The sequence below is a fragment of the Mesorhizobium sp. Mes31 genome (assembly GCF_024519675.1).
In the GTDB taxonomy this organism is placed as follows: Bacteria; Pseudomonadota; Alphaproteobacteria; order Rhizobiales; family Rhizobiaceae; genus Mesorhizobium.
Genome location: NZ_JALJRL010000019.1, coordinates 30,694 through 41,975 on the forward strand (window position 1 = coordinate 30,694; position 11,282 = coordinate 41,975).

Below are 11,282 nucleotides of genomic sequence, written 5' to 3' on the forward strand. Positions count from 1 at the left end.
CTATGGCAAAAGGTAAATTCGAGCGCACTAAGCCTCATGTGAACATCGGCACGATTGGTCACGTTGACCATGGCAAGACGTCGCTGACGGCGGCGATCACGAAGTATTTTGGCGAATACAAGCGCTATGACCAGATCGATGCGGCGCCGGAAGAGAAGGCGCGCGGCATCACGATCTCGACGGCTCACGTTGAATACGAGACGGCCAACCGCCACTACGCTCACGTCGACTGCCCCGGCCACGCCGACTATGTGAAGAACATGATCACCGGTGCCGCGCAGATGGACGGCGCGATCCTGGTTGTTTCGGCTGCCGACGGCCCGATGCCGCAGACCCGCGAGCACATCCTGCTTGCCCGCCAGGTCGGCGTGCCGTCGATCGTGGTGTTCCTGAACAAGGTCGACCAGGTCGACGACGCCGAGCTGCTCGAACTGGTCGAGCTCGAGGTTCGTGAGCTTCTGACCAAGAACGAGTTCCCCGGCGACGACATTCCGATCGTCAAGGGTTCGGCGCTGGCTGCTCTTGAGGATTCGGACAAGAAGATCGGCGAGGACGCGATCCGCGAGCTGATGGCTGCGGTCGATGCCTACATCCCGACCCCGGTTCGTCCGCTCGACAAGCCGTTCCTGATGCCGATCGAGGACGTGTTCTCGATCTCGGGCCGTGGCACGGTGGTGACCGGCCGCGTCGAGCGCGGCGTGGTCAAGGTCGGCGAGGAGCTGGAGATCATCGGCATCCGTCCGACGACCAAGACGACCTGCACGGGCGTCGAGATGTTCCGCAAGCTGCTCGATCAGGGCCAGGCTGGCGACAACATCGGCGCGCTGCTGCGCGGCGTTGACCGTGAAGGTGTCGAGCGCGGCCAGGTTCTGGCCAAGCCCGGCACGGTGAAGCCGCACAAGAAGTTCGTGGCCGAAGCCTACATCCTGACCAAGGACGAGGGTGGCCGCCATACGCCGTTCTTCACCAACTACCGTCCGCAGTTCTATTTCCGCACGACGGACGTGACCGGCATCGTGTCGCTGCCGGAAGGCACCGAGATGGTGATGCCGGGCGACAACATCACGGTCGATGTCGAGCTGATCGTGCCGATCGCCATGGAGGAGAAGCTGCGCTTCGCCATCCGTGAAGGCGGCCGCACCGTCGGTGCCGGTATCGTCGTGACGATCAAGGAATAAGCGAAGCCGGCTTTGCCGGATCGACAGGAAAGGGCGGTCTTCGGACCGCCCTTTTTCGTTTACTTGCGCCGTGCGGAACAGGTCTCGTGCGGTTGTTTCTGGGCTATTGCAAGTGCGGTTGCCGCAACTATTATCCGTTGTGGTAAGGGGTGTTTTCAAATGGTTCCGGGGCGGTTTCATTCTCAATCACTATGGTCACTACAGTTTATTTGCCTGCTTGCGTTGTTCGCTGCGACACGGATGGCATTTGCAGAAGAGACGCTAACCAACTTGGGTCCACCGATGCAGTTCGGTATTGTCCGCAGCAATGCGCCGGGATGCGAGCCGATCTGCCCGGAATGGATATCGGCTCAAGGTTCGATCGAGGCGGGCACGCCGGTGCTTTTCAAACGCTTCCTCAAGACGCTCGATGGACGAAAGTTGCCCATCATCGTCAATTCCCCAGGTGGTAGCGTCGACGCCGCGCTGCAGCTTGGTCGCATGATCCGCAAGAACAAGTTCGAAATTGCCGTCGGTATGACCACCTTCACCGGTTGTCCGCCGGGCATGGATTTATGCCAGCCGGGCGAGGGCGCCACCTATTTCGGAATTGCATCCGACAGCGGTGCCATGTGCAATTCCGCTTGTCCACTGATGTTTGCCGGTGGCATCAGACGTCTGGCCGGCGGGCAGGCCTATGTCGGCGTACATCAGATCACCACGACCTACTTCCCAACCAAGCGACAATATCGGACCACTTATCGGACCGTGCGGGGCAAAAAGTATCGGTACACCACCGAATACATTATCCAGGGCGACAGCTATAAGGTCTACACGATGAGCAAGTCGCTTGAGAGAAGGCTCGCCTGCTATCTCAGTGAGATGGGTGTCGAAAAAGGCGTGCTTCTGACGATGAAGAATACGCCGGCCAGTGCCATCCACCAGTTGGAGCTGCAGAACATGCTTCGGATGAAGCTGGTCACCAGCGGCGACTATTCTGGACTGCTGACTCTGGCAAGTATCTGCAGGGCCAATCCTATGCCGGAGAATTGCAGGGTAATCATGTCGCCTACCGATAAGGCCAAGCCGGTGGCTAATGTCGCAGAGACCAAACCATCGTCGAGCGGGTCCGAATCCCCGTCGGGCGGGTTTGAATCCCGTTTGATGCTGTGCCCCGATACAGATGGCAAATCGAAGTTGATTGCGGTGGCCCTCGGCGAGGCATGCCCCACCCCCCGTGGGGCGGAGTCGTGGCCAGTTTGGAGCGGAGGAACGGTAGGTCGCCCATACAGTTTAATGAACATGAAGCCGTGAAGATGGCGGTCGAGGCTGCGTTTTGTTCCGGAGTCAGCCTAAACAAGCAAGCGTCCGCAAACCTGTTGCAACCCCCGTCGCCGCAATTAGCACGGGTTGTATCGAGGGCTTGCGAGGCATGATTTCTGCATTTCGTTCAACGAGCATTTTGTGAGAGCGCGGGCTTGTCCGGCTGGCCACGGTCCTTGTGGCGGTGCCGGCCGCTTTTGTCGCCCAAGCAAGGAAAGCGCCGCCGGCTTACGGCCCTACCACGCGCTTTGTCGTCGTGCGCAGCAGCGCTCAGGTTGCGAGCCCACTTGTCCGGAATGGATTTCTGAAGGCGGGGCTGGCAACGGCACCGCATTCGGTCGACTCGCTGACCGGCGCCATGATCTGCGACGCGACGCCGAGACCTGGGGATTGTCCCGCGAAGGTTTCGCCCAACGCATAGGCCGAGGCACCGGCGAACTTGTAGGCGTTTGCTTGCAAACCACTCTTTACAGAGCGTGCGGAAGCTTTTAGGAAGCGCCTGCTGCGCCGACATGCGCGCACGATACGGGCATAGCTCAGTTGGTAGAGCGGCGGTCTCCAAAACCGCAGGTCGTAGGTTCGAGCCCTGCTGCCCGTGCCATTTCTCGAAAATGGCCATCAAAAACGATATTTCTGACGGCGTGCCTTTGAAAATTGGCGACCCGCTTGCCATATTAGGCCGACTGAGGCATAAGAGCCCCATAGCCGGGACGGAACGACTGGATGGTTCCGAGGCGGCGTTTGGTCATAAAGCGGACACTTGCCACTTGCGTGGATCAAGAATCGGTTTTATGTAGACGAAACAGACACGCGACGCGTGGAGCTGGGAAGCCGGCTTTACGCGTCTGATTTGCATGGGCGAAATGATTGCGCTGAGTCGGCGCTAATTTGAGCTCAGGCGGCACGTCCCGGCCAGCGGGATCATCCAGGAGACCCGGCCAACGGGTCTTGAAGACAGAGCGGCATATGGCTTCGAAAACCACAAATCCTTTCGTCTTTCTCCAGCAGGTCCGCGCGGAGACCGCCAAGGTGACTTGGCCGTCGCGGCGCGAAACGATGATCTCGACGGTGATGGTTCTGGCCTTCGCTGTGATTGCGATGATCTTTTTCTTCACCGCCGATCAGCTCATGGGCCTAGCGGTCGAACAGATTCTGGGCATCGGACGCTAAGTCCGGCGATTACGGAGAAGTCTTGAAATGACCGCGCGCTGGTACATCGTCCACGCCTATTCGAACTTTGAAAAGAAGGTCGCCGAGGACATCGTCAACAAGGCCAAGCAGAAGGGCCTGTCCGCCGATATCGAGCAGATCGTGGTGCCGACCGAGAAGGTCGTCGAGGTTCGTCGCGGCCGCAAGGTCGATGCCGAGCGCAAGTTCTTCCCGGGCTACGTGCTCATCAAGGCCAACCTGACCGACGCTGTGTTCTCGTTGGTGAAGAACACGCCGAAGGTCACAGGCTTCCTGGGCGACTCCAAGCCGGTGCCGATCACCGAGGTCGAGGCCCAGCGCATCCTGAACCAGGTGCAGGAGGGCGTCGAGCGGCCGAAGCCCTCGGTCACGTTCGAGATCGGCGAGGCGATCCGCGTTTCGGATGGTCCCTTCGCGTCGTTCAACGGTTTCGTCCAGGAAGTGGACGAGGAGCGTGCGCGGCTCAAGGTGGAAGTTTCGATCTTCGGGCGCGCCGTGCCTGTCGATCTGGAATTCGGACAGGTCGAAAAGGGCTGATCCGGAACCCCTGGCGCCGGTTAGGCGATCAGGGCAGACGGCGCAAGCGATTGCGCGGTCTTGAGAACGGTGGGAGGCGAAGGCGGCTTAGCCGGCCGCGGGAACCGCACCACCAGACTGCAACCGCCGGGGTTTCCCAGATAGTGGGGGCCGGCATAGACAAAGGCAGGAAAAGAGATGGCTAAGAAAATTGCAGGCCAGCTCAAGCTCCAGGTGAAAGCGGGATCGGCCACGCCGTCTCCCCCGATCGGCCCGGCGCTTGGTCAGCGTGGCATCAACATCATGGAATTCTGCAAGGCGTTCAACGCGCAGACCCAGGAAATGGAAAAGGGATCGCCGATTCCGGTCGTCATCACCTACTACCAGGACAAGTCCTTCACCTTCGTCATGAAGACGCCGCCGGTGAGCTACTTCCTGAAGAAGGCGGCGAACCTGACGTCTGGTTCGAAGGAGCCGGGCAAGATCAAGGCCGGCACGATCGGCCGCGACAAGGTGCGCGCCATCGCCGAGCAGAAGATGAAGGATCTGAACGCAAACGACGTCGAAGCGGCCATGCGCATGGTCGAGGGCTCCGCCCGCTCGATGGGTCTGGAAGTGGTGGGCTAAGATCATGGCAAAGATTGCAAAGCGTGTATCGAAGACCCGCGAAGGCATTGATCCCAACAAGGCTTATGCCCTGGGCGAAGCGCTGAAGCTGCTCAAGGACCGTTCTTCGGTCAAGTTCGACGAGACCATCGAAGTCGCCATGAACCTCGGTGTTGATCCTCGCCATGCCGACCAGATGGTCCGCGGCGTCGTCAATCTGCCGAACGGCACCGGCCGCTCGGTTCGTGTCGCCGTGTTCGCACGTGGCGACAAGGCCGAGGAAGCCAAGGCTGCCGGCGCCGACATCGTCGGTGCCGAGGATCTGGTCGACATCGTCCAGAAGGGCACGATCGATTTCGATCGCTGCATCGCCACGCCGGACATGATGCCGCTGGTCGGCCGTCTCGGCAAGGTGCTCGGCCCGCGCGGCATGATGCCGAACCCGAAGGTTGGCACCGTCACCACCGACGTCGCCGCCGCCGTCAAGGCATCGAAGGGGGGCGCTGTGGAGTTCCGCGTCGAAAAGGCCGGTATCGTCCATGCCGGCGTCGGCAAGGTCTCGTTCGAGGTCAAGGCCCTGGAAGAGAACATCCGCGCCTTCACCGACGCGGTGAACAAGGCAAAGCCGGCTGGTGCCAAGGGCAACTACGTCAAGAAGGTGTCGGTCACCTCGACGATGGGGCCGGGCCTCAAGCTCGACGTCGCGACGCTCGCAGCGTCCTGATACGACCATCCGGATCGGCTGCTGAATAGCTGATCCGCAAAAGAATTCCGGGCCTCGGATTTATCCTGGGCCCGGTGCCGGAAGTCGAAAGGCTTCCGGACATCCTGTCCGAGATTGCAGGCGGCCCGAGCCTTGGTTTGAAAAGGGGGGCCTTAATTCATGTGGGCCTGCATGAGACGGGTGAAGACCTGACAACGGAGCGATTGCTCCAATGAAAGGTTCGAACCGTGTTTGCCTTTTGTCTGCGCATCGTCCGGCTTGCCGGCCGGTGTGGCGAAAGGGGGCAGGATCCTCGAGCGTCGTTCGGGAGATCCGTTACTGGATGGCCCGGCCGACAAAAGGCAACCCGACGCCTGTCCTCGTGAATGGGAATGTTCCCGTTAACAGGATGGGGGTCAACTGGAGATAGGCAGTGGACAGAGCGGAAAAACGCGAACTCGTCACGGGCCTGAACGGTGCGTTCTCGAACGCAGGTTCAGTGGTCGTGGCCCACTACGCCGGTATCACCGTCGCGCAAATGAACGACCTTCGGTCGAAAATGCGCGCCGCCGGTGGCACCGTCAAAGTCGCGAAGAACCGTCTCGCCAAAATCGCTCTTCAGGGCACGGACTCCGCATCGATCATCGACCTGTTCAAGGGACAGACGCTGATCGCTTATTCGGAGGATCCGATTGCGGCGCCGAAGGTCGCGTCCGATTTCGCCAAGGGAAATGACAAGCTCGTCATTCTCGGCGGCGCAATGGGCACCACCTCGCTCAACGCCGACGGTGTGAAGGCACTCGCCACACTTCCGTCGCTCGATGAGCTGCGCGCCAGGCTGGTTGGCATGATCGCCACGCCGGCAACCCGGATCGCCCAGATCGTCAATGCGCCAGCGGCCTCGGTCGCGCGCGTCATCGGCGCTTACGCCCGGAAGGACGAGGCGGCATGAGGCCGTTCCTCGCTATCACAAACACACGTTCGAACCTTATGAAGGAATACAACAATGGCTGATCTCGCAAAGATCGTAGACGACCTTTCGAAGCTGACCGTCCTCGAGGCGGCCGAGCTGTCGAAGCTTCTGGAAGAAAAGTGGGGCGTTTCCGCCGCTGCTCCGGTGGCTGTTGCCGCCGCTGGTGGTGGTGCTGCCGCTGCTGCTCCGGCCGAGGAAAAGACGGAATTCGACGTCGTCCTCACCGACGCTGGCGCTCAGAAGATCAACGTCATCAAGGAAGTCCGCGCCATCACCGGCCTTGGCCTCAAGGAAGCCAAGGATCTGGTCGAAGCGGCTCCGAAGCCGGTCAAGGAAGGCGTTTCCAAGGCCGACGCCGACAAGTTCAAGGCTCAGCTGGAAGCAGCTGGCGCCAAGGTCGACCTGAAGTAAGCGTAAAAGCGGCGGACGGCCTCGCGCCGTCCGCCACTCCCTTGGCGCCAAGGGAGCACGCGTAGCGCGAGACATACGAGAACCTCTTTCCTGAGGGCCGCCAACCGGCCTTCAGGAAACGGGTTTTCTCCCGTTTTAGCCGGCGCCGACAGGCGGCCGGAGAACAGACAGAGGGCCGCCGCCGAGGTGGCTCAGAATGCAAGGCGGGCCGCGGCGAGGCTCGTCCCGAGTTTAGAGCTAAGGAGCGACGATGGCCCAGACCCAGACTTTCAATGGCCGCAGACGCGTACGCAAGTTCTTCGGAAAGATCCCGGAAGTTGCGGAGATGCCCAACCTGATCGAGGTTCAGAAGGCATCCTATGACCAGTTCCTGATGGTGGCGGAGCCCAAGGGTGGGCGTCCGGACGAGGGACTGCAGGCCGTTTTCAAGTCGGTTTTCCCGATTCAGGACTTTTCCGGCTCCTCGATGCTGGAGTTCGTGAAGTACGAGTTCGAAGGACCGAAATTCGACGTTGACGAATGCCGTCAGCGCGACCTCACCTATGCCGCGCCGCTGAAGGTGACGCTGCGCCTCATCGTGTTCGATATCGACGAGGATACCGGCGCCAAGTCGATCAAGGACATCAAGGAGCAGGACGTCTACATGGGCGACATGCCGCTCATGACCTTGAACGGCACCTTTATCGTCAATGGCACCGAGCGCGTCATCGTCTCGCAGATGCACCGTTCGCCGGGCGTCTTCTTCGACCACGACAAGGGCAAGTCGCATTCGTCGGGCAAGCTGCTGTTTGCCGCGCGCGTCATCCCCTATCGCGGCTCGTGGCTCGATATCGAGTTCGATTCCAAGGACGTCGTGCACGCCCGCATCGACCGCCGCCGCAAGATTCCGGTGACGTCGCTGCTGATGGCGCTCGGCATGGACGGCGAAGAGATCCTGTCGACCTTCTACAACAAGATCACCTACAAGCGGGCCGGTGACCACTGGCGCATTCCGTTCAACGTCGAGCGTTTCCGCGGCCTCAAGGCCGTCGGCGACCTGGTCGATGCCGATACGGGCGAGATCGTTGTCGAAGCCGGCAAGAAGATCACCGCCCGCCAGGCACGTCAGCTTGGCGAGAAGGGTCTGAAGGCGATCAAGGCGACCGATGAGGACCTGCTCGGCAATTACCTGGCCGAGGACATCGTCAACTACGGCACGGGCGAGATCTTCCTCGAAGCCGGCGACGAGATCGACGAAAAGACGCTGAAAGTGCTGCTCGGCACCGGCGAAGACGAGATCAAGGTTCTCGACATCGACCACGTCAATGTCGGCGCCTATATCCGCAACACGCTCAACGTCGACAAGAACGAGAGCCGTCAGGACGCGCTGTTCGACATCTATCGTGTCATGCGCCCTGGCGAGCCGCCGACGCTCGAGACCGCCGAAGCCATGTTCAACTCGCTGTTCTTCGACAGCGAGCGCTACGATCTGTCGGCCGTCGGCCGCGTCAAGATGAACATGCGCCTTGAACTCAAGGCCGAGGACACCGTGCGCGTGCTGCGCAAGGACGACATTCTGGCCGTGGTCAAGACGCTGGTCGAACTGCGCGACGGCAAGGGCGAGATCGACGACATCGACAATCTCGGCAACCGTCGTGTGCGTTCGGTCGGCGAGCTGATGGAAAACCAGTATCGCGTCGGCCTGCTGCGCATGGAGCGCGCGATCAAGGAGCGTATGTCCTCGATCGAGATCGACACGGTGATGCCGCAGGACCTGATCAACGCCAAGCCGGCGGCTGCCGCCGTGCGCGAGTTCTTCGGTTCTTCGCAGCTGTCGCAGTTCATGGACCAGACCAACCCGCTGTCGGAAATCACCCACAAGCGCCGCCTGTCGGCGCTTGGACCGGGTGGTTTGACCCGCGAGCGCGCCGGCTTCGAGGTGCGCGACGTGCACCCGACGCACTACGGCCGCATCTGCCCGATCGAGACGCCGGAAGGCCCGAATATCGGTCTGATCAACTCGCTGGCGACCTTCGCACGCGTCAACAAGTACGGCTTCATCGAGAGCCCGTACCGCAAGATCGTCGATGGCAAGCTGACCAATGACGTCGTCTATCTGTCGGCGATGGAAGAGGCCAAGCACCATGTCGCGCAGGCCAACGCCGAGCTCGACAAGAATGGCGGTTTCGTCGACGAATTCGTCATTTGCCGCAGCGCCGGCGAAGTGATGATGGCGCCGCGCGAAAACGTCGATCTGATGGATGTGTCGCCCAAGCAGATGGTGTCTGTGGCCGCGGCCCTGATCCCGTTCCTCGAGAACGACGACGCCAACCGCGCTCTGATGGGCTCGAACATGCAGCGTCAGGCCGTACCGCTGGTGCGCGCCGAAGCGCCGTTTGTCGGCACCGGCATGGAGCCGATCGTTGCTCGTGACTCGGGCGCCGCCATCGGTGCCCGCCGCGGCGGCATCGTCGACCAGGTGGACGCGACGCGTATCGTCATTCGCGCCACCGAGGATCTCGATCCGGGCAAGTCCGGCGTCGACATCTACCGGCTGATGAAGTTCCAGCGTTCGAACCAGAACACCTGCATCAACCAGCGTCCGCTGGTGCGCATGGGCGACCGGGTCAACAAGGGCGACATCATTGCCGACGGTCCGTCGACCGAACTCGGTGATCTGGCGCTCGGCCGTAACGTGCTGGTCGCGTTCATGCCGTGGAACGGCTACAACTACGAGGACTCGATCCTCCTGTCCGAGCGCATCGTCGCCGACGACGTCTTCACCTCGATCCACATCGAGGAGTTCGAGGTCATGGCGCGCGATACCAAGCTCGGACCGGAAGAAATCACGCGCGATATTCCCAACGTCTCGGAAGAAGCGCTGAAGAACCTCGACGAAGCCGGCATCGTTTACATCGGTGCTGAAGTTCAGCCGGGGGACATCCTGGTCGGCAAGATCACGCCGAAGGGCGAAAGCCCGATGACGCCGGAAGAGAAGCTTCTGCGCGCCATCTTCGGCGAGAAGGCTTCGGACGTGCGCGACACCTCGATGCGCATGCCTCCGGGCACCTTCGGCACCGTCGTCGAGGTGCGCGTGTTCAATCGCCACGGTGTGGAGAAGGACGAGCGCGCCATGGCGATCGAGCGCGAGGAGATCGAACGCCTCGCCAAGGACCGCGACGACGAACAGGCGATTCTGGACCGTAACGTCTACGCGCGCCTTTCCGACGTGCTCGTCGGCAAGGAAGCGATCGCTGGACCGAAGGGCTTCAAGAAGGGCTCGACGCTGTCCAAGGATACGCTCGACGAGTATCCGCGTTCGCAGTGGTGGCAGTTTGCCGTGGAGAACGAAAAGCTCCAGAGCGAACTGGAAGCCCTGCGTGGCCAGTACGACGACTCCAAGAAGGCGCTCGAACAGCGCTTCATGGACAAGGTCGAGAAGGTGCAGCGCGGCGACGAGATGCCTCCCGGCGTCATGAAGATGGTCAAGGTCTTCGTGGCCGTGAAGCGCAAGATGCAGCCCGGCGACAAGATGGCCGGCCGTCACGGCAACAAGGGTGTCGTGTCGCGGATCGTTCCGGTCGAGGACATGCCTTTCCTCGAGGACGGCACGCATGCCGATATCGTGCTCAACCCGCTGGGTGTGCCGAGCCGCATGAACGTCGGCCAGATCCTGGAAACGCATCTGGGCTGGGCATGCGCGGGCATGGGCAAGAAGATCGGCGAGCTGATCGACGCGTACAAGGTAGCCGGCGACATCAAGCCGCTGCGCAAGACGCTCGAAAGCTTCATGCCGGCCAACGACCGCAACGAGCCGATTCGTGAGTATGACGACGAGAGCATCGTTCGCCTCAGCGAGCAGATGCGCCGCGGCGTCTCGATCGCGACGCCGGTGTTCGACGGCGCGCACGAGGCTGACATCAATATCATGTTGGAGCAGGCGGGTCTGCACACCAGCGGTCAGTCGCAGCTCTATGACGGACGCACCGGCGAGCCGTTCGATCGCAAGGTGACGATGGGCTACATCTACATGCTCAAGCTTCACCATCTCGTGGATGACAAGATCCACGCGCGTTCGATCGGTCCGTACTCGCTCGTCACCCAGCAGCCGCTGGGCGGCAAGGCGCAGTTCGGCGGCCAGCGCTTCGGCGAGATGGAGGTCTGGGCATTGGAAGCGTACGGCGCCGCCTACACGCTGCAGGAAATGCTGACGGTGAAGTCGGACGACGTCGCCGGCCGCACCAAGGTCTACGAGGCGATCGTCCGTGGCGACGACACTTTCGAGGCCGGCATCCCGGAGAGCTTCAACGTGCTCGTCAAGGAAATGCGGTCTCTCGGCCTCAATGTCGAGCTGGAGAACACCAAGCTCGACGACAACCCTGTCCGGCTGCCCGACGCGGCCGAGTAAGGCTACGGCGCGCCGCGC

9 protein-coding genes and 1 tRNA gene are annotated in these 11,282 nt (G+C 61.3%); all 10 read left to right on the plus strand.

What is annotated here, in order from left to right; all coding sequences use genetic code 11:
* Positions 1-2: 2 nt before the first annotated feature.
* The 10 genes from tuf to rpoB all read left to right on the plus strand — a co-directional run bounded on the left by tuf (position 3) and on the right by rpoB (position 11,264).
* Positions 3-1,178 carry an elongation factor Tu gene (gene tuf / locus NR193_RS26165; protein WP_256753628.1) on the plus strand — a complete coding sequence of 392 codons (1,176 nt, stop codon included), beginning with the start codon at positions 3-5 and terminating at the stop codon, positions 1,176-1,178.
* A 240-nt stretch (positions 1,179-1,418) separates the two neighbouring features.
* Complete coding sequence (locus NR193_RS26170; RefSeq protein ID WP_256753629.1) at positions 1,419-2,471, plus strand: hypothetical protein; 1,053 nt, start codon at positions 1,419-1,421, stop codon at positions 2,469-2,471.
* Between the two features lie 534 nt (positions 2,472-3,005).
* A tRNA-Trp gene (locus NR193_RS26175) sits at positions 3,006-3,081 on the plus strand.
* 365 nt (positions 3,082-3,446) lie between these two features.
* Positions 3,447-3,650 (plus strand): preprotein translocase subunit SecE, encoded by a 204-nt coding sequence (secE, locus tag NR193_RS26180; protein WP_013531408.1) that lies wholly within the window; start codon positions 3,447-3,449, stop codon positions 3,648-3,650.
* A 27-nt stretch (positions 3,651-3,677) separates the two neighbouring features.
* On the plus strand, positions 3,678-4,205 hold the full coding sequence (nusG, locus tag NR193_RS26185; protein WP_256753630.1) for a transcription termination/antitermination protein NusG: 528 nt from the start codon (positions 3,678-3,680) through the stop codon (positions 4,203-4,205).
* A gap of 177 nt (positions 4,206-4,382) precedes the next feature.
* Positions 4,383-4,811, plus strand: coding sequence for a 50S ribosomal protein L11 (gene rplK, locus NR193_RS26190; RefSeq protein ID WP_006333334.1), 429 nt, complete (start codon positions 4,383-4,385; stop codon positions 4,809-4,811).
* A gap of 4 nt (positions 4,812-4,815) precedes the next feature.
* Positions 4,816-5,514 (plus strand): 50S ribosomal protein L1, encoded by a 699-nt coding sequence (gene rplA, locus NR193_RS26195; protein WP_091586448.1) that lies wholly within the window; start codon positions 4,816-4,818, stop codon positions 5,512-5,514.
* A gap of 412 nt (positions 5,515-5,926) precedes the next feature.
* Complete coding sequence (gene rplJ / locus NR193_RS26200; protein ID WP_095089664.1) at positions 5,927-6,445, plus strand: 50S ribosomal protein L10; 519 nt, start codon at positions 5,927-5,929, stop codon at positions 6,443-6,445.
* A gap of 54 nt (positions 6,446-6,499) precedes the next feature.
* Complete coding sequence (gene rplL / locus NR193_RS26205) at positions 6,500-6,877, plus strand: 50S ribosomal protein L7/L12 (protein WP_256753631.1); 378 nt, start codon at positions 6,500-6,502, stop codon at positions 6,875-6,877.
* Between the two features lie 250 nt (positions 6,878-7,127).
* The gene (gene rpoB / locus NR193_RS26210; protein ID WP_256753632.1) at positions 7,128-11,264 is read left to right on the plus strand and encodes a DNA-directed RNA polymerase subunit beta; all 4,137 of its coding nucleotides are present in this window, start codon (positions 7,128-7,130) and stop codon (positions 11,262-11,264) included.
* The last annotated feature ends 18 nt before the right edge of the window (positions 11,265-11,282 follow it).